Origin of the sequence: Aquimixticola soesokkakensis (genome assembly GCF_900172375.1) — a bacterium.
In the GTDB taxonomy this organism is placed as follows: domain Bacteria; phylum Pseudomonadota; class Alphaproteobacteria; order Rhodobacterales; family Rhodobacteraceae; genus Aquimixticola; species Aquimixticola soesokkakensis.
The window spans coordinates 64,580-87,009 of record NZ_FWFS01000003.1 but is presented as its reverse complement, the minus strand read 5'-3'; the positions used below and the strand labels follow the sequence as shown (position 1 = coordinate 87,009).

Genomic DNA, 22,430 nt, shown 5'->3' with positions numbered 1-22,430 from the left:
TCGCTGCCCGGGGTCTGCGCGTCACGCCAGCCCATGATCTTGGCGAAAGGCGCGTGCGCGTTTGAAGTCGTGCTTGGCGAAGGTTCTGAGCCAGCTTTGCGCGGTGCGGTGGACGTCTTTGTCGCTGTCAGCGAGCAGGGCGGGCAGCAGGCCGAGCACCTGTTCGCGGCGGATCAGCGCGTCGGCATCGGGGAAATCGGCTTTGGCCATGGGTTCGGTCAGCAGCAGGGCGGCGCGGCGCAGCAACGGGGCCTCGGCGCTGGCCAGCGGCAGGACGTCGCTCAACCGGTCGGGACGGGCGGCAAGGCGGCGGGCGCCGGCGGCGGCGAGCGCGTCCAGAACGGGCCAAAGACCGGCTTGGGGCAGCCACGCAAGGATTTGGTCCCAGAGCGCTTGATCCTCGGGGATGCGCGCTTGGGTCAGCAGTTTGGCGGCGGCGATGCGCGCCTCGAACACCGCGCTTTCCCAGAGGCCTTGCGCGAGTTCGAGACGGGCAGTGAGGTCAAGCGTTTTGCGCCACGCGCCCGCCAGATCGGAGATCGTTTGTGCAGGCGTGCCAAGGTAGGTGCCGTCGCCATGGCGGGTGGCAAGCTGGGCGGCGCGGTCAGGGTCAGAGGCTGCACGCAGCGCCTCAAGAGCGTCATTCGGGGTCATGGGAGCCTCTGGGTTGGTTGCACAAATAGAACAATTTCAGGACGGTTTACGGCCTGCGGCCTTTGCTGCCTTTAACTTATCGAACAAACGCACCGCGAGCATAGGTTTGTTCTCCTGCTTGGCGCGGCCGATGGCCAGCGCACCGTTTTCGACATCTTTTGTCACCACTGTGCCGGTGGCGGTCATCGCTTCATGACCGACGGTGACGGGGGCGACGAGCAGGGTGTTGGAGCCGATGAAGGCGTTGCGACCGATCGTGGTGCGATGTTTGAACACCCCGTCGTAATTGCAGGTGATGGTGCCTGCGCCGACATTGGTGCCATCGCCGATGTCGGCGTCGCCCACATAGGACAGGTGGTTCACCTTCGTGCCTTCGCCGATCAGCGCGTTCTTGATTTCCACGAAGTTGCCGATATGGGCGTCATTGGCCAGTTCCGCACCGGGGCGCAGTCGGGCAAAGGGGCCAACGGTTGCGCGCGCACCGACATGGCAGCCCTCGAGGTGGGAAAAGGCGCGGATGGTGGCGCCGGATTCCACGGTGACATCGGGGCCGAACACCACGTTGGGTTCGATGTAGGCATCGCGCCCGAGATAGGTGTCGAGGGCAAAATAGACGGTTTCGGGCGCAACCAGCGTCACGCCGTCCTCCAGCGCTTGGGCGCGTTTGGTGGCCTGGAACAGGGCTTCGGCCCGGGCCAGTTCGGCGCGGGTGTTCACGCCCAGCGTTTCGGCCTCGGGGCAGGTCACGGCGGTGGCCGACAGCCCGCGCGCAGTGGCAAGGCCCACGATATCGGTGAGGTAAAATTCGCCGCTGGCGTTGTCGTTGCCCACCGCGTCGATCAGCGAAAACAGCCGCTGCGCATCCGCGCAGATCACGCCGGAGTTGCACAGGGAGATGGCGCGCTCGTCCTCTGTGGCGTCTTTGAATTCGACGATACGCTCCAATTTGTCGCCCGCCATCACCAACCGCCCGTAGCGGCCCGCATCGGCGGCCTCAAAGCCCAAAATCACCACGTCATGAGATTTGCGCGCCTCCAGCATCCGCTCCAGCGTCTCGCCCTGCACAAAGGGCGTGTCGCCATAAAGCACAAAGACATCGCCCTCAAAATCCGCAAGCGCCGCGCGGGCCTGCGCGACAGCATGGGCGGTGCCCAGCTGTTCGCTTTGCTCGGCGATCACAATGTCTTCATCGATCTTGCGCGCCGCTGTGGCCACATCTGCGCCGCCATGGCCCACGACGACAACGCGCCGCTCGGGGTCAACGGCCTGACCTGCGGCCAGCGCATGGGCAAACAGGGGCGCGGCCCCGATGCGATGCAGCACCTTGGGCAGGTCGGAGTTCATGCGCGTGCCTTGACCGGCGGCGAGGATAATGAGGGCAGTGGCCATGGTTTGCTCTTTCCTTGAAGTCAGGGGCGTTTTACCCCTTGGGGCATATATCACAAGAAGGAAACGGATATGGCACAGCCAAGCGGCAAAACGGTGGTCTTTGACCTCGACGGCACTTTGGCCGATACCAGCCGTGATCTGATCGCCGCGGCCAATGCCTGTTTCGACAGTTTGGGGCAGGGGGCACTGCTGGATCCCGTGGCCGATGCCGCCACGGCTTTTCACGGGGGGCGGGCCATGCTGCGGTTGGGGTTCGCACGGGCAGAGGGCGTCGAGGGCAGCGCGATCGAGGCGCTGGTCGAGACGCAATACCAGCCCCTTCTGGACCACTACGGCCAGCACATCGACGTGCATACGGTGATGTATGAGGGCGCGGTGGATGCCATTCAACAGCTCAAAGCCGCGGGCTACCGCGTGGCGGTTTGTACGAACAAGCCCAGCGGTCTTGCCGAAGAATTGCTCAAGCGGCTTGGCGTGCGCGATATGTTTGGGGCGATGGTGGGCGCGGACACATTGCCTGTGCGCAAACCTGATCCCGCCCCCTATCTGGCCGCTGTCGAGGGGGCCGGGGGCGCGGTGAAACAGTCGTTTTTGCTGGGCGATACCGTGACCGACCGCAAAACCGCCGCCGCCGCTGGCGTGCCCTGTGCGCTGGTGACCTTCGGTCCCGACGGCGAGGCGGTGCGCGCTTTGTCGCCCGAGGCGCTGCTGCCCCATTACCGCGATCTGATGCGCGTGACACAGGAGCTGATCGGATGAGCGGCGAGGTTTTCACAGGCGTCTTCACCCAGCAGGAACCCATCCCCGACGCAGGGATCGAGGCCGCGATCCGTGTGATGCGCACGGGGCGCTTGCACCGCTACAACACGGTGGCGGGGGAGGTGGATGAAACCGCACGTCTGGAAGAAGAATTTGCCGCCTTCGTAGGAGCCAAATACTGCGTTGCTGTCGCCTCGGGCGGCTATGCCCTGGGCGCTGCCTTGCGCGCGGTGGGCGTGCAGGCGGGCGACACGGTGCTCACCAACGCCTTTACCCTCGCCCCCGTGCCCGGCGCGATTGCCGCACTTGGAGCAGAGCCGGTGTTCGTGGGCGTGACCCAAGGCCTGGTGATCGATCTGGCCGATCTGGTGGAGAAAACCCGCACCAGCGGCGCGCGGGTTTTGATGCTCAGCCACATGCGTGGGCACATTTGCGATATGGACGCCCTGATGGCGCTCGCGGATCGGCTCCGCCTGACGGTGATCGAGGATTGCGCCCATACGATGGGGGCGGCGTGGAAGGGCACGCCCAGCGGGCGGCACGGGCGCATCGGCTGCTATTCGACCCAGACCTACAAGCATATGAATTCCGGCGAGGGCGGTTTGCTTGTCACTGATGACGCCGAGGCGGCAGCGCGCGCAATCATGCTGTCGGGCAGCTACATGCTCTATCCCAAACACCGCGCGGCCCCTGCGCCGGAGGTGTTCGAGGCGATCAAATACCACACGCCGAATGTGTCGGGACGCATGGACAATCTGCGCGCCGCGATCCTGCGGCCGCAACTGGCCGATCTGCCGGCCCAATGCGCGCGCTGGAATGCTCTTTATCGCGCCCTTGAGGAGGGCTTGCGCGGGGGCGCGGGGCTGACGCTGATCGAGCGGCCCGAGGCGGAGGCCTATGTTGCCTCTTCCTTCCAGTTTCTGCTGCTGGACTGGGCCCCCGCAAAGATCGAGTCGCTGGTGGCCGCCTGTCTGGCGCGGGGCGTGGAGTTGAAATGGTTTGGCGCGCCCGAGCCGGTGGCCTTTACGTCGCGCTACGACAGTTGGCGCTACGTCGCGCCGCAAAGCCTGCCCGACAGCGACCGCATTCTGCAGGCGATCATGGACATGCGGTTACCGCTGACCTTCTCGACGCAAGATTGCGCCCAGATTGCCCGTATCATCACTGAGGAGCTGCGCAATGCCGCCGCAAAATGAGGCCGGCGCGCGCGCTGCGATGGTCCGGCCCGCCCCCTTGTCCCTTCCCCGAAAGCTGGGAGGGGTGGCGCTTGCCGCCTGTTTGGGGGTCGCGCTGCTATGGAGCGCGGTGCAGGTGTTTCCCGATGTCGGGTTGGGACAAAAACGCCTGCCTTTTTCGCAACTTGGCCTTTGGGCAGGGATGCTGACGGGGGCGAGCGTGGCGGGTCTGTGCCTTGGCATTCGCAAACGTGGCCACCTGTTGCGCGACGCGTTTCGCCCCACACGCGCACGCGCCATCACCGCTTTGGTGTTCTGGCCGTTATTTCCGGTGGCCTTTTTCCTGCAATTGCCTGTTTCGGCGGCATTTTTGCTATTCATGGGCGTGGCGCAGAGCCTTGCACCGCTGATCTACCTTTTGCCCTGCCTTTTGGCACTGCTCGTGAGTTGGCTGTGGGGCTGTCTGATTGCGGGCGGTGTGCGCCACCCCATTCGGCGCGGGGCGGCGCTGTTTTGGGCCTGGGCGCTGAGCGCGGGCTGTGTCGTGACGCTGTTTGGATACGGAACTTTGTAGCGGGAAATTCGCGCAAACGGCTTGACGAAGGTTTAATGTTGAGTGTAATTGTCAGGAATAGCTGGTCGCGACCCGCGTCGAAAGTGCACTGCAGCGGACCGAGTCGCGGCGATGTGTCAAATGCGGTTCACCAGCGCGCGACATAGGGGGAGAAACGGGGGAGGGGAGCGAAAATTCAGCACCTTGGCCGCGTTTCTTGCATCAAATGTGCCCTGCCTTCGGTTGACCCCCTGCGCGCCCCAAGCTAAACCACGACAAGCCTCTACCGTGCAGACACGCCGCGTGCCTGCGTTTGCCAAGGAGCCGCTCGTGGAAGACTTGCTTCGGGAATACCTCCCCATTCTCATTTTCTTGGGCCTCGCCATTGCGCTTGGTCTTGTTTTCATCATCGCTGCCGTGATCGTGGCGGTGCGCAATCCAGACCCTGAAAAAGTGTCGGCCTATGAGTGCGGGTTCAACGCATTCGATGATGCGCGGATGAAATTCGATGTCCGTTTTTACCTCGTCTCGATCCTCTTTATCATTTTCGACCTTGAGGTTGCGTTCCTCTTTCCCTGGGCGGTCGCCTTCAAGGATGTCGGCTTGGTCGGGTTCTGGTCGATGATGGTCTTTCTGGGCGTCCTCACCATCGGCTTTTGCTACGAATGGAAAAAGGGAGCGCTGGAATGGGCGTGATCACGACAGCCAACACGGCCGGCGGCGACAAGGAACATGCCACGCAGGCGCTCAATGCCGAGTTGCAGGACAAAGGGTTTCTGCTGACCTCGACCGAGGATATCATCAACTGGGCACGCACCGGTTCGTTGCACTGGATGACCTTTGGTCTGGCCTGCTGCGCGGTGGAAATGATGCACACCTCCATGCCGCGCTACGACCTTGAACGCTTCGGGACAGCGCCGCGCGCTTCTCCGCGCCAGTCGGATCTGATGATCGTTGCCGGAACGCTGACCAACAAGATGGCCCCTGCGCTGCGCAAGGTCTACGACCAGATGCCCGAGCCGCGCTACGTGATCTCGATGGGGTCCTGTGCGAATGGCGGTGGCTATTACCACTATTCCTATTCGGTGGTGCGTGGGTGTGACCGGATCGTTCCTGTCGATGTCTATGTTCCCGGCTGCCCACCGACCGCTGAAGCGCTGCTGTATGGCATCCTTCAGTTGCAACGCAAAATCCGCCGCACCGGCACGATCGAAAGGTAAGGCGCATGACGCAAGCTCTTCAAGAACTCGCCGCGCACCTTGAGTTGAAACGCCCCGAATGTGTGCTTTCAACCGAGATCGCCTTTGGTGAGCTGAACGTCACCGTGACGCTGGCCTCCGTCGCGGCTTTCGTCGAGTTTCTCAAGACTGACAGCCAGTGCAAGTTTTCGTCGCTGGTGGATATCACCGCCGTTGACTACCCCTCGCGTGAGGCGCGCTTTGAAGTGGTTTACCACTTTTTGTCGATGTACCAGAACCACCGCATTCGCGTGAAAGCGGCTGTGCGCGAGGATGAAATGGTGCCTTCGGTCATCAACACGCATCCTTCGGCCAACTGGTTCGAGCGTGAAGTGTTCGACATGTTCGGCATCCTGTTTTCGGGGCACCCCGATCTGCGCCGCATCCTGACGGACTACGGGTTTCGCGGCCATCCGCTGCGCAAGGATTTCCCGACCACGGGTTACACCGAGGTGCGCTACGACGAGGAACTCAAACGCGTGGTCTATGAGCCGGTAAGCCTTGTGCAGGAATACCGTCAATTCGACTTTATGAGCCCATGGGAAGGTGCTGAATACATCCTTCCGGGCGATGAAAAGCAGGGGTAAGCCGCTTGGCCCGAAAGCCCACAGTCCTGATTTGCGTTGGTGCGACCAAGGCCGGAACGTCGTGGTTGTACGACTATCTGGAAGGGCACCCGCAGGTCTGGATGCGGACGGTCAAAGAAGTGCATTACTTTGATGCCATCGACCTGAAGGCGGGCTGGGTTGCCAACGGTCTGAAGGGCCAGATCAAGGCGGATGCGGCGAAACTTGCCACGCTTGAGGCCGGGACGGAGTGGCACAACTGGCTGACGCGCCGGATTGCCGATGCGACGCAGATCTTGGCGCTGATCGAGGCCGGAACCGTCGATGAGGCCGCCTATCTGGCCTATCTGTACGACGGGGTTGAGGCGCGCGCCAAGGTGATCGGGCAGGAGGTCCGCGTTGTGGGCGACATCACCCCGGCCTATGCGCTGCTCAGCGAGGAACGGCTCAAGGCGATGGCCGGGATGGCCGAGGATGTGCGCGTCGTGTTTTTGATGCGCGATCCGCTGGACCGGCTCTGGAGCCACGTGCGGATGAATGCGTCGCGCCAGGCCAAGGCGGATGAGGATGTGGTGCAAAAGTCGCGCCGGATGCTCAATCAGATTGTGCGCAAGGGCGCCGAGGCGGATATTTTAACGCGGGGCGATTACCCTGCGATTGTGGCCAAGCTGAAACGCGCCGTGCCACAGGCCAAGCTGATGCTGGCCTTTAACGAACAGCTGATCACGCCCGAGGGGGTGACGGAACTTTGCGATTTTCTTGGCCTCGACCCGATGCCTGCCGATACGGACAAACGGGTGCATGAGGGCGTGAAGATCAAAATGAACGAGCGGCAAAAGCGGGAGGCGCAGGAATTCCTCGCCCCGCATTATGCCTATGTGGAAGAAACCTTAGGGATGTTGCCGCAGCGGTGGCATGCCAACATGGTGAGGGTCTGAGATATGGACGGCAACTTCGAAGATGTCCTGACGGGCGAACAGAAGATCCGGAATTTCAACATCAACTTCGGGCCCCAGCACCCCGCCGCGCACGGCGTGTTGCGTCTGGTGCTTGAGCTGGACGGTGAAATTGTCGAGCGTTGCGATCCGCACATCGGCCTGCTGCACCGCGGCACCGAAAAGTTGATGGAAAGCCGCACCTACCTGCAAAACCTGCCCTATTTCGACCGCCTCGACTACGTGGCGCCGATGAATCAGGAACATGCCTGGTGTCTGGCGATTGAAAAACTCACCGGTGTCGAAGTGCCGCGCCGTGCCTCGCTGATCCGCGTACTTTACTGCGAAATCGGGCGCATCCTGAACCACCTGCTGAACGTCACGACGCAGGCGATGGACGTTGGCGCGCTGACGCCGCCGCTCTGGGGCTTTACCGCCCGCGAAGAGCTGTGCATCTTTTATGAACGCGCATCGGGCGCCCGCTTTCACGCGGCCTATTTCCGCCCCGGCGGGGTTCATCAGGACCTGCCGCCGGCGCTGATCGATGACATTGACGCGTGGTGCGACACCTTCCCGTCGCTGATCGACGACATCGAAAGCCTGATCACCGAAAACCGCATTTTCAAACAGCGCAACGTTGATATCGGCATCATCACCGAAGAAGAAATCCAGCAATGGGGCTTTTCGGGGATCATGGCGCGCGGCTCGAACCTGCCGTGGGATTTGCGCCGCTCGCAGCCCTATGAATGCTACGACGAGATGGAATTCCAGATCCCTGTCGGCAAGAACGGCGACTGCTACGACCGCTATCTGTGCCGTGTCGCAGAGATGCGCGAGTCGGTGAAGATCATGAAGCAGTGCATCGCGAAACTGCGCGTGGAAAAAGGCGACGTTCTGGCGCGTGGCAAGATCACGCCCCCCAAGCGCGGCGATATGAAACGCTCGATGGAAAGCCTGATCCACCATTTCAAACTCTACACCGAGGGCTTTCACGTTCCCGCCGGCGAAGTCTACGCCGCCGTGGAAGCGCCCAAGGGCGAATTCGGCGTCTATCTGGTCGCTGATGGCACCAACAAACCCTACCGCGCCAAGCTGCGCGCACCGGGGTATCTGCATCTTCAGGCGATGGACCATGTTGCGAAAGGCCATCAGCTGGCCGACGTGGCAGCGCTCATCGGCACTATGGACATCGTTTTCGGGGAGGTTGACCGCTAATGCTGCGTCGTCTCGCGTCGGATCAACCGGCTTCTTTCGCTTTTACTGCTGACAACCTTGCGTGGGCCGAGGGCCAGATCGCGAAATATCCCGCAGGCCGTCAGGCTTCGGCGATCATTCCGCTGCTCTACCGCGCGCAGGAACAAGAGGGCTGGTTGAGCCAGCCTGCGATGGAATACATCGCCGACATGCTGGGCATGGCGCATATCCGCGCGCTCGAGGTGGCGACATTCTACTTCATGTTCCATCTGCAACCGGTTGGTCAGGTGGCCCATATCCAGATTTGCGGCACCACGACCTGCATGATTTGCGGCGCGGGCGATCTGATCGATGTGTGCAAAGAGGTGATCGCGCCCAACCCGCATGAACTCTCGGCAGATGGCAAGTTTTCGTGGGAAGAGGTCGAATGCCTCGGCGCCTGCACCAACGCGCCGATGGCGGCGATTGGCAAGGATTACTACGAGGACCTGACCGCCGAGGGCTTCCGCCAGATGCTGTCGGATATGGCCGAGGGCAAATTCGTCCAGCCCGGCCCGCAGAACGGTCGCTTTGCGGCGGAGCCGGTGAGCGGTCTGGTGGCCCTGACCGAGGTGGGCGACGACAAGCCCGCCTATAATGCCACCGTGTCGCGGCAGATGGATGTGCGCGACGGGTTGAAACGGATTGACGGCACCGAAGTGCCGCTGCTGACCCCGTGGATTTCGCATGGTGCGCTGGACGCGGACAAGCGCGCAACGCCGGTTGCCAATTCGCCCAAAGCCGAAGCGGCGCCGCGGGTGAACACCGACACCGCCACGGTGCCCGCCGATGTCACCGAACCGCGCCCCGCCAAGGGCAAGCCGGTCGATGGCACCGGCGTGACCGAACAGGAAGCAACCGCTGTCAACAAGGGCGCGCCCGAGGGCAAATCCAACCCCGATGCCGCCGAAAGTGACGCCTCTGAGGAGGCCAAGCTGTCGCCCGAAGAGGTCAAAGCCCTGCGGGCAGAGCGGCGTGCGCGTCGTGCCGCCAAAGCCGAAGCAGCTGCGGAAAACGAGGCCGATACGGGCCGCAAGCCCGCCATGCTGAGCGCAGCGCGCGACGGCAATGCCGATGATCTGAAAATGATCAAAGGCGTGGGGCCAAAGTTGGAAAAGCTGCTCAACAGCATGGGCATTTACCATTTTGATCAGGTCGCTGCCTGGGAAGCGGATGAGCTGGCTTGGGTGGATGCCAACCTTGAGGGCTTCAAAGGCCGTGCGTCGCGCGACGATTGGGTCGCTCAGGCCAAGCTGCTAGCGAGCGGCGAAGAGACCGAATTTTCCAAACGTGCAAAATATTGAGTGTAAACAGTAACGAGTGTGACCGCGCCACGGGCTGCGGGACGGGTTTTGCAAAGGTAACGCGATGAACGAGATGCAGACAAAGAGACGCACAACGATTTTTCTGATAGCTGCGATTGCAGGTGTCCTGAGTTTTCTCGGGCTGCTGTTTCTTGCGAGCTACAGCATTGTCGCGTCGCTTTTGATTGGCGTTCTTGTGGCGTTTCTCGTGGCCATCCTGTTGTGGATCGGCTGGATGGATGACGTTGAGGTCGCCGTTTCGCAAAAGCCGGACGCGGCCCCCGTCGCCGCTGCGATGGCCAGCCCAAGCCCTGCGTCGCAATCCGCACCGGCGACCCCCGCTCCGGCGACCCCCGCACCGGCTGAGCCCGCAGTGGCTGATCCCGCAGTGGCGGACGCTGCGCCCGTCACGCCGGCACCGGTCGAACCCGCCGCGTCCCATCACAGTGGCGAGAACGGCGCGAGCGTGATGAATCCTGCCGTGGCCGAGCCCATGCTTGACGCGCCGGTTTCGAGCGACACGCAGAGCGACACCATCGAGGTCGCGCCCGAAACCCTCAGCGCTCCGCGCGGCGGTGTCGGGGATGACCTCAAGCAACTCAAAGGGGTGGGGCCCAAGCTTGAGGCGCAGTTGAACAGCCTCGGGTTCTGGCATTTCGACCAGATTGCGGCCTTCACGCCTGCGCAGGTGGCCTGGGTCGATGCACGTTTGAAATTCAAGGGCCGCATCGAGCGCGATGACTGGATCGGCCAATCGAAAATCCTCGCCTCTGGCGGGGAAACGGACTTTGCCGACCGCGTGAAAGCCGGCGGCGTGTACAAAGAGTAACTTATGGCGCCCGACGAGGAACAGAAACTGGCAAAACGCGCACGGGCCACGGCCCTTGTGATCGCGTTCACCATGATGTTCTGGCTTGGGGCGCAATGGTTGGGAGGACGGTTGGGGCTCGCCCCGCGTTACGTTTTCCTGTTTGATTTCGCAGCACTGGCGGCCTTTTTGTGGGCGCTGGTGAACGTGTACCAGATCTGGCGTTCGCGTCAGAAAGGCTGAAGGATAAGAGCGATGCTCAAGGATCAGGACCGGATCTTCACGAACCTCTACGGGATGCACGACCGTAGCCTCAAAGGCGCGCAGTCGCGCGGCCATTGGGATGGCACGGCAGACATCATCGGCAAGGGCCGTGACTGGATCATCGACCAGATGAAGGCCTCTGGCCTGCGGGGTCGCGGCGGTGCGGGCTTTCCCACCGGCCTCAAATGGTCCTTCATGCCCAAGGAGAGCGACGGGCGTCCGGCCTATCTGGTGATCAACGCCGATGAATCCGAGCCTGCGACCTGTAAAGACCGCGAAATCATGCGTCACGATCCGCATACGCTGATCGAGGGCGCGCTGATTGCCTCTTTCGCGATCGGGGCGAATGCGGCCTATATCTACATCCGGGGCGAGTACATCCGCGAGAAGGAAGTGCTGCAAGCGGCCATCGACGAATGCTATGATGCCGGTCTGTTGGGCAAGAATGCCGCCAAATCCGGCTGGGATTTCGACCTCTATCTGCACCACGGGGCAGGGGCCTATATCTGTGGCGAGGAAACCGCGCTGATCGAAAGCCTCGAGGGCAAAAAAGGCATGCCGCGGATGAAACCGCCGTTTCCGGCCGGTGCCGGTCTCTATGGCTGCCCGACCACGGTGAACAACGTTGAATCCATCGCCGTGGCCCCAACGATCCTGCGCCGCGGGCCCGAGTGGTTTGCCGGTTTCGGTCGCCCCAACAATGCGGGCACCAAACTGTTTGCCATCACCGGTCACGTGAACAGCCCTTCGGTCTTTGAAGAGCAAATGTCGCTCACCGTGCGCGAGATGATCGAGCGTCACGGCGGCGGGGTGCGCGGCGGCTGGGACAACCTCAAAGCCATCATTCCGGGCGGTGCCTCTTGCCCCGTTCTGCCCAAAGAGGCACTGGAAGACGCCATCATGGATTTCGACTGGATGCGGGAGAATAAATCCTCCTTTGGCACCGGCTGTATGATCGTCATGGACCAATCCACAGATGTGATCAAAGCGGTCTGGCGCCTGTCGAAGTTCTTCAAACACGAAAGCTGCGGCCAGTGTACGCCGTGCCGCGAAGGCACCGGCTGGATGAGCCGCGTGATGGACCGTCTGGTCACCGGCGATGCGGAGGTCGAGGAAATCGACATGCTGCTGGCGGTGACGAAACAGGTCGAAGGCCACACGATCTGTGCGCTTGGCGATGCGGCCGCCTGGCCGATCCAGGGCCTCGTGCGTCACTTTCGCAACGAGATCGAGGACCGCATCAAATACAAGAAAACCGGCCGCGTTTCGGCCGTGGCAGCGGAGTAAGCCCGGACCATGCAGCCCAGCGGCCCCCAATTTGCGCAACGCGACACCGGACGGCACATCGCGCCGGCCGATGTCGCGCGCGTGGGCGGCTGCATGGGGGCGTGGGCTTGCGCGGCGGATAGGCGCAGCGTTGGGCCCGTCGGCCACTATGCGCGTTTTGACGCGATCTTGGACGAGGGCATAAGACCCATCGCCAAAAAACACGACCATGGGGACAGTGACGCAGCCTTTGGCTGGTCATTTCTGAAAGAGGCCCGTTTGCACCGCGACATGTCGTGCAAGCCGGTCAAAGCGGAGTAACCCTATGAATATCTTTCCACATATCCTGTCTGCCACTGCTCTTTTGGGGCTGATGACGACGGCTGTTCAGGCCGTTGAATTGCCGCCCCTGCGCGATCAGGCCCGTATCGACAATTCCATGTTGCAGGTCGCGATTGCCTATGAGGTGAGCGAGAAATGCGACAGTATCGACGCGCGTAAGCTCAAGGGGTTGAACTATCTCTGGACGCTGCGCGGCGTGGCCTCCGACCTTGGGTATTCCGACGCCCAGATCAAGGCCTATGTCGAAAGCAAGGCCGAAAAGGCGCGCATTCGCAAGCTTGGCGAGGCCTATGTCGCCTCCAAGGGCTTGGACCCCAAAGTGTCGGCTGACCTGTGCACATTGGGCACTCAGGAAATCGCCAGCCAGAGCCTGATCGGCTCGTTGTTGAGGGCGAAATAATGGTGCGCGCGCTGCATATCGCCAAAGTGGCGGCTTTGGCGCTGCTTGCTGCGCAGGGGGCAGGTCAGGGCGCTTGGGCCCAGACAAGCCTTGCTGCGGATCCCGATGTGGCGCGCAACATGATGTTTTCGATGCTCGCCTCGACGGCGGCGCAAAACTGCAAGCGGCTTGATCTGGAGATCGCGGGCAATGCGCAACTGGCGCAGGAGACGATGAAAATCGTCGCGGCGCGCGGCTATGCGGTCGACGAGATTTCGACGCTGAACGATGCGGCCTATCTGGGGCAAATCGCTCAAGAGGCTGAAGTATTCCTTGCGCCCCACGGCGCGACGATAGATGACACGCGGGCGCTTTGCGCCTACGCAGAACGTGATCTGGAGGGGCAGCTTTCGGTGCTGTCCACGCTGATCAAGAAACACAGGTAAGGTGAAATGGCAGATTTGCGCAAACTCATCATCGACGGCAAAGAGATCGAAGTCGATCCGGCTATGACCATCCTTCAGGCCTGCGAGGTCGCAGGGATCGAAGTGCCGCGCTTCTGCTATCACGAGCGCCTGTCGATCGCCGGCAACTGCCGCATGTGTCTGGTCGAGGTCGTCGGTGGCCCGCCCAAACCCGCCGCCTCTTGCGCGATGCAGGTCAAGGACATGCGCCCCGGTCCCGATGGCGCGCCGCCTGTGGTCAAGACGAACTCGCCCATGGTCAAAAAGGCCCGCGAAGGCGTGATGGAATTCCTGCTGATCAACCACCCGCTCGATTGCCCGATCTGCGATCAGGGCGGCGAGTGTGATTTGCAAGACCAGGCAATGGCTTACGGCGTGGACTTCTCGCGGTATCGCGAACCAAAACGCGCCTCTGAAGACCTCGATCTCGGGCCGCTGGTTGCCACGACCATGACGCGGTGCATTTCCTGCACCCGCTGCGTGCGCTTTACCTCCGAGGTGGCGGGGATCACCCAGATGGGCCAGACCGGTCGCGGCGAGGATGCGGAAATCACCAGCTATCTGAACCAGACGCTCGACTCCAACCTTCAGGGCAACATCATCGACCTGTGCCCCGTCGGCGCGCTGACCTCCAAACCCTATGCCTTTACGGCGCGTCCTTGGGAGCTGTCCAAAACCGAGTCCATCGACGTGATGGATGCGGTCGGCTCGAACATCCGGGTCGACACCAAGGGGCGTGAAGTGATGCGCATTTTGCCGCGCAACCACGACGGGGTGAACGAGGAATGGATTTCCGACAAGACGCGCTTCATCTGGGATGGTCTGCGCCGCCAGCGTCTGGATACCCCCTACATCCGTGAAAACGGCAAGCTGCGCAAAGCCGGTTGGGACGAGGCGCTCGCCGCCGCCGCCGCCGCCATGCGCGGCAAGAAGGTCGCGGCTCTGGTCGGGGATCTTGCCCCCGTCGAGGCAAGTTTTGCGCTCAAGGCGCTTGTGGACAGTCTTGGCGGCAAAATCGAATGCCGCACCGATGGCGCGAAGCTGCCCGCTGGCAACCGCTCGGGCTATGTCGGCACGGCGACCATCGAAGACATCGACAGCGCGAAATTCATCCAGCTCATCGGCACGAACCCCCGTGTCGAGGCGCCGGTGATCAACGCGCGTATTCGCAAGGCATGGACCAATGGCGCCGAAATCGGGCTTGTGGGCGAGGCGGTCGATCTGACCTATGACTACGCCCATGTCGGTACGGATCGCGCGGCGCTTGTGGATCTCAACAAAAAGACCTTTGGCGGAGTGCTTGATGTGCCATCGCTGATCATCGTCGGCCAGGCTGCCTTGCAAGAGGCCGATGGCGCGGCGGTGCTGTCGCAAGCGATGAAACTTGCCGAGGCCACGAAGTCCAAACTGATGATCCTGCACACGGCTGCGGCACGCGTCGGGGCGATGGATGTGGGCGCGGTTACCGAGGGCGGGCTGACGGCTGCGCTTGAGGGGGCCGATGTGGTCTACAACCTTGGTGCGGACGAAGTCGAAATCGCTGCCGGTCCCTTTGTGATTTACCAGGGCTCGCACGGGGATCGTGGCGCGCATCGCGCCGATCTGATCCTTCCGGGCGCGGCCTACACGGAGGAAAACGGCCTTTTCGTCAACACCGAAGGCCGTCCGCAACTGGCGATGCGCGCCTCCTTCCCGCCGGGCGAAGCCAAGGAAAACTGGGCGATCCTGCGCGCCCTGTCGGCGGAAATCGGGGAGACGCTGCCGTTTGACAGCCTTGCGCAGCTGCGCAGCAAGCTGGTCGAGGCTGTCCCGCATCTGGCCGCCATCGACGCGGTCGCCCAGAACGATTGGTCGCCTGTGGCGCTGCAAGAGCCTGCAACGGCCACCTTCCGCACGCTGGTCAAGGATTTCTACATGACCAACCCGATTGCGCGGGCCAGCCAGACGATGGCCGAGTGTTCCGCGCAGGCCAAAGCGCGCAGCGCCGCGCCGCTGGCCGCAGAGTGAGACTGTCGGGCGCATATCCGGCTGCCGGGCTGACCGCTTTGGTCATGCTCGCAGCCTGTGCGCCCGAGACAACGACGGGGGCCAGCGTCGCGCGGGCCCCGCAAACGACCGTCTACGGGGGGGTGGAAACCCTGCTTTTGGACGGGGATCTTGTGAACTTTCGTGTCGCCGCGCGCGGCGATGCGGATACGACAACGGTCGCCGATTACGCGCAATGCGCGGCGGCCCAATATACGCTGATCCGTGGTTATGGATTTGCGCGCCACGTGCGGACAAATGTGTCGCAAGAGGGTGGTATTTGGCGGGCGGATGCTGTTTACACCATCTCGCCAGACCTGCCCCGCGGTTTGCGAACTTTGGATGCCGAAGTGGTTGTGCAAAACTGCGCGGAAAACGGAATACCGACGGTGTGAGAGGCTAAGACATGGTCGAATTTTTCACGACAACCAATTTGGGCATCGCTCTGACGATTCTCGGACAAGCCCTATTGGTCATTATCCCGCTGTTTATCGGGCTTGCGTTCCTCATGTACGGGGATCGCAAAATCTGGGCGGCTGTCCAGATGCGCAAGGGTCCGAACGTGGTGGGCGTCTTTGGCCTGCTGCAATCCTTCGCGGATTTGCTGAAATATGTGGTCAAAGAGATCGTCGTGCCTGCGGGTGCGGATCGCTTTGTCTTCTTCCTTGCGCCGATGATTTCTTTCGTCTGTGCGATCGTGGCCTGGGCCGTGATCCCGTGGAGCGACGGTTGGGTCGTGGCCAATATCAACGTTGCCATCCTCTATGTCTTCGCCATTTCCTCGCTTGAGGTTTACGGCGTGATCATGGGCGGTTGGGCGTCGAACTCGAAATACCCTTTCCTTGGCTCGTTGCGCTCTGCGGCGCAGATGATTTCCTATGAGGTCTCCATCGGCCTGATCATCATCGGTGTGATCATCTCCACCGGTTCGATGAATTTTGGCGACATCGTTCTGGCGCAAGACGGCCGCTTTGGTCTGTTCTCGTGGTACTGGCTGCCGCATTTCCCGATGGTCTTCCTGTTCTTCATCTCCGCGCTTGCGGAAACGAACCGCCCGCCCTTCGACCTTCCCGAAGCGGAATCCGAACTGGTGGCTGGCTATCAGGTGGAATATTCCTCGACCCCCTTCCTGTTGTTCATGATCGGTGAATTGACGGCAGTGGTTCTGATGTGCGCGCTCATCTCGCTGTTGTTCTTTGGCGGTTGGTTGTCGCCCATTCCGGGCCTGCCCGACGGGGTGCTGTGGTTCATCCTCAAAATGCTCGCCGCCTTCTTTGTGTTCGCGCTCGTGAAGGCGACCACCCCGCGCTATCGCTACGACCAGCTGATGCGCATCGGTTGGAAAGTCTTCCTGCCGCTCTCGCTGGCTTGGGTCGTGATCGTCGCATTCTTCGCCCAGTTTGGCGCATTTGGCGGGGCCTATGCCCGCTGGGTTATCGGAGGCTGATATGGCACAACAGATCGACTACACCCGCGCGGTCAAATACTTCCTTCTTCAGGATGTCTGGGCCGGTTTCAAAGTGGGGATGAAGCATTTCTTCCGCCCTGCCGATACGCTGAACTACCCGCATGAAAAGGGGCCGCTTTCGCCTCGTTTTCGCGGCGAACATGCGTTGCGCCGCTACCCCAACGGGGAAGAGCGCTGCATCGCCTGTAAACTCTGCGAAGCGATTTGCCCCGCGCAGGCGATCACCATCGATGCCGAACCGCGCGACGACGGGTCGCGCCGCACGACGCGCTATGACATCGACATGACCAAATGCATCTACTGCGGTTTCTGTCAGGAAGCCTGTCCGGTGGATGCCATCGTCGAAGGCCCGAACTTTGAATTTTCCACCGAGACCCGCGAAGAGCTGTTCTATGACAAGGACAAACTGCTCGACAACGGCGCGCGCTGGGAAGCCGAGATCGCGCGCAACCTCGAATTGGATGCGCCCTACAGATGACCGATTTTTCCAAGCTTTTCGAACAGATGATGGAAAGCGGTCAAAAAATGGCCGCCTCCTTCAACCCTGCGATGGAGACGTTTCAGGCCCCTGCATTCGATAAGTTGTTCCCGACAATGTCCAAGGATTACATGGACATGCTTTGGGGCACGTCTTTCAACAAGGACGGTTTGGATAGTAAGACGCGGCTTTTGGTCGTGCTCGCGGGGCTGACGGCCCAAGGCGCGCAGGCGGAAATGCCCTTCAAGATGACGGTGCGCCATGCTCTGACCGCTGGTGCCACCCAAAAGGAGATCGCGGAAGTGATCTATCAAATGTCGATGCTGGGCGGTTTGCCCGCAATGAACAAGGCGCTGGGGCTTGCCCAAAGCGTCTTTGCCGAGAATGAGGAGCAACCCAAGTGAGTGTCGCGGATTTCGCTTTTTATGTCTTTGCCTTCGTGGTTGTGGTCGCTGGCCTCTTCACGGTGGTGTCGCGCAACCCCGTCCATTCGGTGTTGTGGTTGATCCTCGCGTTTCTCTCCTCGGCGGGGCTTTTTGTGCTGCTGGGGGCGGAATTCGTCGCCATGCTTTTGATCATCGTCTACGTCGGCGCCGTTGCGGTGCTCTTCCTCTTTGTGGTGATGATGCTGGATGTCGATTTCGCCGAGCTGAAGGCCGAAATGGCGCAATATATGCCCCTCGCGCTGCTCATCGGTCTGGTGATCCTGATGCAGCTTGCCTTGGTGTATGGCGCCTGGACGACCTCCGAGGGGGCGATGGGCCTGCGCGCGTCGGTGACCCCCGATCCGAGCCAGGTACAAAACACCGCCGCTTTGGGGCAGGTGATGTACACCGACTATCTTTTCCTCTTCCAGACCGCGGCGCTGATCCTGCTGGTGGCGATGGTCGGGGCCATCGTGTTGACCATGCGTCACCGCGTTGACGTCAAGCGCCAAAACGTGCTGCACCAGATGTGGCGCGATCCGGCCAAGACGATGGAAATGAAAGACATCAAACCGGGGCAGGGGCTGTAAGTCCCTGACACCGCCCCGCCTTTGGGGTTTTGAAAACTGACGGGGACGAACACGCGCCCCCGCCCGATGACACCGCCACGGGGCATCCGCCTCGCAGCAAGAGAACAGAACACGAGGGACGACATGGTCGGACTTGAACATTACCTGACGGTGGCAGCGGCGCTGTTTGTCATCGGCATTTTCGGGATCTTCCTCAACCGGAAGAACGTCATCATCATTTTGATGTCGATCGAGCTTATTCTGCTGTCGGTCAATATCAACCTCGTCGCCTTCTCTTCGTTCCTCGGTGATCTCGTCGGGCAGATTTTTACCATGTTTGTGCTGACCGTTGCCGCCGCCGAAGCGGCCATCGGTCTGGCCATTCTGGTCAGCTTCTTCCGCAACCGCGGCACGATCGACGTCGAAGACGTCAACGTGATGAAAGGGTAAGGACCTATGACTTCCATCATCCTCTTTGCCCCGCTGTTGGGCGCGCTGATCGCCGGTTTCGGCTGGCGGATCATTGGCGAGAAGGGCGCGCAATATCTGACCACAGGTCTGCTGTTGCTGGCGGCTCTTTTGTCGTGGATCACTTTCCTTAGCTTTAACGGCACGACGCAACATATTGAAATCCTGCGCTGGATCGACAGCGGCTCGCTGTCGACAAGCTGGGGTATCCGGCTTGACCGCCTGACCTGCATCATGTTGATCGTGGTCAATACCGTGTCGGCGCTGGTGCATATCTACTCGCTTGGCTACATGGCCCATGACGAGAACTTCTCCGATGCCGAGCCCTACCGCGCGCGCTTCTTTGCCTATCTGTCGTTCTTTACCTTCGCGATGCTCATGCTCGTGACCTCCGACAACCTCGTGCAGATGTTCTTTGGTTGGGAAGGGGTGGGGGTCGCCTCCTACCTGCTGATCGGCTTTTACTACAAAAAGCCCTCTGCCAATGCCGCCGCGATGAAAGCCTTTGTGGTCAATCGCGTGGGGGACTTCGGCTTTGCGCTTGGTATCTTCGGTCTGTTTTTCCTGACCGACAGCATCAAGTTTGACGATATCTTCGCGGCAGCGCCAAGCATTGCGCAAACGCAGTTGCATTTCCTGTGGACCGACTGGAACGCGGCGAACCTGCTGGCGCTGTTGCTGTTCATCGGTGCGATGGGGAAATCGGCGCAGCTTTTGCTCCACACATGGTTGCCCGACGCGATGGAAGGCCCGACACCTGTGTCGGCGCTGATCCACGCTGCCACCATGGTGACGGCGGGTGTGTTCCTTGTGTGCCGCATGTCGCCGCTCATGGAATATGCCCCGCAAACCAAGCAGTTCATCGTCTATCTTGGCGCGACCACGGCCTTTTTTGCCGCGACCGTTGGCCTTGTACAAAACGACATCAAGCGCGTGATCGCCTATTCGACCTGTTCGCAGCTTGGCTATATGTTCGTGGCCGCCGGATCGGGCGTCTACGGCGTGGCGATGTTCCACCTGCTGACCCACGCCTTCTTCAAGGCGATGCTGTTCCTTGGCGCGGGGTCGGTGATCCATGCGATGCATCACGAGCAGGACATGCGCAACTACGGCGGTCTTCGCAAAAAGATCCCCTTTACCTTCTGGATGATGGTGATCGGGACGCTGGCGATTACCGGTGTCGGTATTCCGCTGACCCATATCGGCTTTGCAGGGTTCCTGTCCAAAGACGCGATCATCGAAAGCGCCTTTGCGGGCGGGGGCTCCTATGCCTTCTGGATGCTGGTCGTTGCGGCGCTGTTCACGTCCTTCTACTCGTGGCGTCTGATCTTTATGACGTTTTTCGGCGAGGCGCGGGGCGATCATCACGCCCATGACCATGCGCATGAGAGCCCGATGGTCATGCTGGTGCCGATGGGTGTCCTGGCGCTTGGCGCGATCTTCTCGGGGATGCTGTGGTACAATTCCTTCTTTGGCGATCATGACAAGATGAATGCCTTCTTCGGGATGCCGGTGCATCACGAGGAAACGCTGGCCGAAGGCGGGGATCACGCGGTTGTCGATAGTCATGCGGCGCAGACCGGTGCAGAGGCCGACACGGTCGAGGGCGCGGCGGCGATGGCCCAAGCGGATCACGCGACGTCTGAGGCCGCACATGCGGTGATCGGCGAAGCGCCGCAGGGCGCGATCTTTATGGCCGCCGACAACACGGTGATCGACGATGCGCACCATTCGCCGGCTTGGGTGAAAGTGTCGCCCTTTGTCGCGATGCTGATCGGTCTGGGCCTTGCCTATCTGATGTATATCGTGAACCCGACGCTGCCTGCGCGTCTGGCGAAGAACCAGGAGCCGCTTTACAAATTCCTGCTCAACAAATGGTACTTCGACGAGTTGTATAATTTCATCTTTATCCGTCCGGCCCTCGCGCTTGGCCGCTTCCTTTGGAAAAAGGGCGACACAGCGACGATTGACGGCGGGATTAACGGTCTGGCGATGGGCATCGTGCCCTTCTTCACCCGCCTCGCGGGCCGCGCACAGTCCGGCTACCTGTTCACTTACGCATTCGCGATGGTCTTGGGGATTGCGATCTTGATTACCTGGATGTCGATCGGCGGAGGAGCCGAATAATGGATAACCTCCTGTCGATTATCACCTTCTTGCCCGCAATCGCGGCGCTCATTCTGGCCATTTTCCTGCGCGGTGACGACGCCGCGGCACAGCTTGGCGCCAAGCGCCTGGCGCTGTTTGCCACGCTTGCCACCTTCGTGGTGTCGCTGTTCCTGATCGCGCAATACGACTCTTCGAACACCGGTTTCCAATTCGTCGAACAGGCGGAATGGATCATGGGCTTCCAGTATAAAATGGGCGTCGATGGCATTTCGGTTCTCTTTGTCATGCTCACCACCTTCCTCATGCCGCTGGTCATCTGGTCGGCATGGGATGTGAAGCTGCGCGTCAAGGAATATATGATCGCCTTCCTGCTGCTTGAAACGCTGATGCTTGGCGTGTTCTCGGCGCTCGATCTGGTGCTCTTTTACGTGTTCTTCGAAGCCGGCCTGATCCCCATGTTCCTGATCATCGGGATCTGGGGGGGCGTGAACCGCATCTACGCAACGTTCAAATTCTTCCTCTACACCTTCCTTGGCTCGGTGCTGATGCTGGTGGCGATGATTGCGATGTATGTCGATGCGGGGACCACGGATATCGTGACTCTGCTCGCGCATGATTTCTCGACCTCGCCCATCACGGTGCTGGGCATGTCGCTGACGGGCGGGATGCAGTCCCTGGCCTTCCTCGCCTTCTTTGCCTCTTTTGCGGTGAAGATGCCGATGTGGCCCGTGCACACCTGGCTTCCCGATGCCCACGTGCAAGCGCCGACCGCAGGCTCGGTGGTTCTGGCGGCGATCCTGCTGAAAATGGGTGGCTACGGCTTCCTGCGCTTCAGCCTGCCGATGTTCCCCATGGCCTCGGAAATCTTTGCGCCCATGGTGCTGTGGCTGTCGGCCATTGCCATCGTCTACACCTCGCTTGTGGCGCTGGTGCAGGAGGACATGAAAAAGCTGATCGCCTATTCCTCGGTGGCCCACATGGGCTACGTGACGGCGGGGATCTTTTCGCTGAACCAACAGGGGCTTGACGGTGCCATCTTCCAGATGATCTCCCACGGGTTCATTTCCGGCGCGCTGTTCCTTTGTGTCGGCGTGATCTACGACCGGATGCACACCCGCGAGATCGACGCCTATGGCGGTCTTGTGAACCGGATGCCCAAATACGCGCTGATCTTCATGTTCTTCACCATGGCCAACGTCGGCCTTCCCGGCACCTCGGGGTTCGTCGGTGAATTCCTGACGCTCATGGGCATGTTCCAGGCCAACACCTGGGTGGCGGCGATTGCGACCAGCGGTGTGATCTTCTCGGCGGCTTACGGGCTGTGGCTCTATCGCCGCGTCGTGATGGGCGATCTGATCAAGGAAAGCCTGAAGGCGATCACCGATCTTTCGTTGCGCGAAAAGGCGATCTTTGCGCCGCTCGTCGCCATGACCATTTTGCTGGGGGTCTACCCGAGCCTTGTCACCGATGTGACGGGTCCGGCGGTTGCCAACCTTCTTGAAAACCACGCAGCAGCAGTTCCGGCCGATCTGGCCGCAGCTCCTGCCGCTCACTAAGGG

At 61.1% G+C, this 22,430-nt stretch carries 25 protein-coding genes; 23 read left to right on the top strand and 2 right to left on the bottom strand.

Features of this window, described 5'->3' with window-relative positions; all coding sequences use genetic code 11:
• Positions 1-21: 21 nt before the first annotated feature.
• Together AQS8620_RS04860 and glmU are read right to left on the bottom strand one after the other, a co-directional pair.
• A complete protein-coding gene (locus tag AQS8620_RS04860) occupies positions 22-654 on the bottom strand; it encodes a DNA alkylation repair protein (protein WP_085835728.1) in 633 nt (210 codons plus the stop codon).
• A 36-nt stretch (positions 655-690) separates the two neighbouring features.
• Entirely contained in the window at positions 691-2,043 is a 1,353-nt protein-coding gene (gene glmU, locus AQS8620_RS04855; protein WP_085835727.1) for a bifunctional UDP-N-acetylglucosamine diphosphorylase/glucosamine-1-phosphate N-acetyltransferase GlmU, read from the bottom strand.
• A 69-nt stretch (positions 2,044-2,112) separates the two neighbouring features.
• On the opposite strand from glmU, the gene AQS8620_RS04850 reads away from it, so the two are divergent.
• The 23 genes from AQS8620_RS04850 to AQS8620_RS04735 all read left to right on the top strand — a co-directional run bounded on the left by AQS8620_RS04850 (position 2,113) and on the right by AQS8620_RS04735 (position 22,427).
• Positions 2,113-2,802, top strand: a complete 690-nt coding sequence (locus AQS8620_RS04850) for an HAD-IA family hydrolase (protein WP_085835726.1) — start codon at positions 2,113-2,115, stop codon at positions 2,800-2,802.
• Positions 2,799-3,998, top strand: coding sequence for a DegT/DnrJ/EryC1/StrS family aminotransferase (locus AQS8620_RS04845; RefSeq protein WP_085835725.1), 1,200 nt, complete (start codon positions 2,799-2,801; stop codon positions 3,996-3,998). Before AQS8620_RS04850 ends, AQS8620_RS04845 begins: the two co-directional genes overlap by 4 nt.
• Complete coding sequence (locus AQS8620_RS04840; protein ID WP_085835724.1) at positions 3,982-4,551, top strand: hypothetical protein; 570 nt, start codon at positions 3,982-3,984, stop codon at positions 4,549-4,551. Before AQS8620_RS04845 ends, AQS8620_RS04840 begins: the two co-directional genes overlap by 17 nt.
• Before the next feature lie 309 nt (positions 4,552-4,860).
• Complete coding sequence (locus AQS8620_RS04835; RefSeq protein WP_085835891.1) at positions 4,861-5,226, top strand: NADH-quinone oxidoreductase subunit A; 366 nt, start codon at positions 4,861-4,863, stop codon at positions 5,224-5,226.
• Entirely contained in the window at positions 5,217-5,750 is a 534-nt protein-coding gene (locus tag AQS8620_RS04830) for a NuoB/complex I 20 kDa subunit family protein (protein ID WP_085835723.1), read from the top strand. The genes AQS8620_RS04835 and AQS8620_RS04830 overlap by 10 nt, the downstream gene beginning before the upstream one ends.
• A gap of 5 nt (positions 5,751-5,755) precedes the next feature.
• The gene (locus tag AQS8620_RS04825) at positions 5,756-6,355 is read left to right on the top strand and encodes an NADH-quinone oxidoreductase subunit C (protein ID WP_085835722.1); all 600 of its coding nucleotides are present in this window, start codon (positions 5,756-5,758) and stop codon (positions 6,353-6,355) included.
• 5 nt (positions 6,356-6,360) lie between these two features.
• Positions 6,361-7,272 carry a sulfotransferase gene (locus AQS8620_RS04820; protein WP_085835721.1) on the top strand — a complete coding sequence of 304 codons (912 nt, stop codon included), beginning with the start codon at positions 6,361-6,363 and terminating at the stop codon, positions 7,270-7,272.
• A gap of 3 nt (positions 7,273-7,275) precedes the next feature.
• The gene (locus tag AQS8620_RS04815) at positions 7,276-8,484 is read left to right on the top strand and encodes an NADH-quinone oxidoreductase subunit D (RefSeq protein WP_085835720.1); all 1,209 of its coding nucleotides are present in this window, start codon (positions 7,276-7,278) and stop codon (positions 8,482-8,484) included.
• Positions 8,484-9,806, top strand: a complete 1,323-nt coding sequence (locus tag AQS8620_RS04810; RefSeq protein WP_085835719.1) for an NADH-quinone oxidoreductase subunit E — start codon at positions 8,484-8,486, stop codon at positions 9,804-9,806. The genes AQS8620_RS04815 and AQS8620_RS04810 overlap by 1 nt, the downstream gene beginning before the upstream one ends.
• A 64-nt stretch (positions 9,807-9,870) precedes the next feature.
• Positions 9,871-10,635 carry a helix-hairpin-helix domain-containing protein gene (locus AQS8620_RS17210; RefSeq protein WP_234990373.1) on the top strand — a complete coding sequence of 255 codons (765 nt, stop codon included), beginning with the start codon at positions 9,871-9,873 and terminating at the stop codon, positions 10,633-10,635.
• Positions 10,636-10,638: 3 nt separating this feature from the next.
• Positions 10,639-10,857 (top strand): DUF5337 domain-containing protein, encoded by a 219-nt coding sequence (locus tag AQS8620_RS04800; RefSeq protein ID WP_085835718.1) that lies wholly within the window; start codon positions 10,639-10,641, stop codon positions 10,855-10,857.
• 12 nt (positions 10,858-10,869) lie between these two features.
• The gene (gene nuoF / locus AQS8620_RS04795; RefSeq protein WP_085835717.1) at positions 10,870-12,165 is read left to right on the top strand and encodes an NADH-quinone oxidoreductase subunit NuoF; all 1,296 of its coding nucleotides are present in this window, start codon (positions 10,870-10,872) and stop codon (positions 12,163-12,165) included.
• Positions 12,166-12,469: 304 nt separating this feature from the next.
• Positions 12,470-12,886: a DUF5333 domain-containing protein gene (locus tag AQS8620_RS04785; protein WP_234990372.1), complete on the top strand. Its 417-nt coding sequence runs from the start codon at positions 12,470-12,472 to the stop codon at positions 12,884-12,886.
• On the top strand, positions 12,886-13,311 hold the full coding sequence (locus AQS8620_RS04780) for a DUF5333 family protein (RefSeq protein ID WP_085835715.1): 426 nt from the start codon (positions 12,886-12,888) through the stop codon (positions 13,309-13,311). The genes AQS8620_RS04785 and AQS8620_RS04780 overlap by 1 nt, the downstream gene beginning before the upstream one ends.
• A gap of 6 nt (positions 13,312-13,317) precedes the next feature.
• Complete coding sequence (gene nuoG / locus AQS8620_RS04775; RefSeq protein WP_085835714.1) at positions 13,318-15,336, top strand: NADH-quinone oxidoreductase subunit NuoG; 2,019 nt, start codon at positions 13,318-13,320, stop codon at positions 15,334-15,336.
• Positions 15,337-15,380: 44 nt separating this feature from the next.
• Positions 15,381-15,749 (top strand): YNQ4 family lipoprotein, encoded by a 369-nt coding sequence (locus tag AQS8620_RS04770; protein WP_085835713.1) that lies wholly within the window; start codon positions 15,381-15,383, stop codon positions 15,747-15,749.
• Positions 15,750-15,760: 11 nt separating this feature from the next.
• Entirely contained in the window at positions 15,761-16,801 is a 1,041-nt protein-coding gene (gene nuoH / locus AQS8620_RS04765) for an NADH-quinone oxidoreductase subunit NuoH (protein ID WP_085835712.1), read from the top strand.
• Position 16,802: 1 nt separating this feature from the next.
• Complete coding sequence (gene nuoI, locus AQS8620_RS04760) at positions 16,803-17,300, top strand: NADH-quinone oxidoreductase subunit NuoI (protein ID WP_085835711.1); 498 nt, start codon at positions 16,803-16,805, stop codon at positions 17,298-17,300.
• Positions 17,297-17,704: a carboxymuconolactone decarboxylase family protein gene (locus AQS8620_RS04755; RefSeq protein ID WP_085835710.1), complete on the top strand. Its 408-nt coding sequence runs from the start codon at positions 17,297-17,299 to the stop codon at positions 17,702-17,704. Before nuoI ends, AQS8620_RS04755 begins: the two co-directional genes overlap by 4 nt.
• Entirely contained in the window at positions 17,701-18,315 is a 615-nt protein-coding gene (locus AQS8620_RS04750) for an NADH-quinone oxidoreductase subunit J (protein WP_085835709.1), read from the top strand. The genes AQS8620_RS04755 and AQS8620_RS04750 overlap by 4 nt, the downstream gene beginning before the upstream one ends.
• A 123-nt stretch (positions 18,316-18,438) precedes the next feature.
• A complete protein-coding gene (nuoK, locus tag AQS8620_RS04745; protein WP_085835708.1) occupies positions 18,439-18,744 on the top strand; it encodes an NADH-quinone oxidoreductase subunit NuoK in 306 nt (101 codons plus the stop codon).
• Positions 18,745-18,750: 6 nt separating this feature from the next.
• A complete protein-coding gene (nuoL, locus tag AQS8620_RS04740; RefSeq protein WP_085835707.1) occupies positions 18,751-20,889 on the top strand; it encodes an NADH-quinone oxidoreductase subunit L in 2,139 nt (712 codons plus the stop codon).
• Positions 20,889-22,427, top strand: coding sequence for an NADH-quinone oxidoreductase subunit M (locus AQS8620_RS04735; RefSeq protein WP_085835706.1), 1,539 nt, complete (start codon positions 20,889-20,891; stop codon positions 22,425-22,427). Before nuoL ends, AQS8620_RS04735 begins: the two co-directional genes overlap by 1 nt.
• The last annotated feature ends 3 nt before the right edge of the window (positions 22,428-22,430 follow it).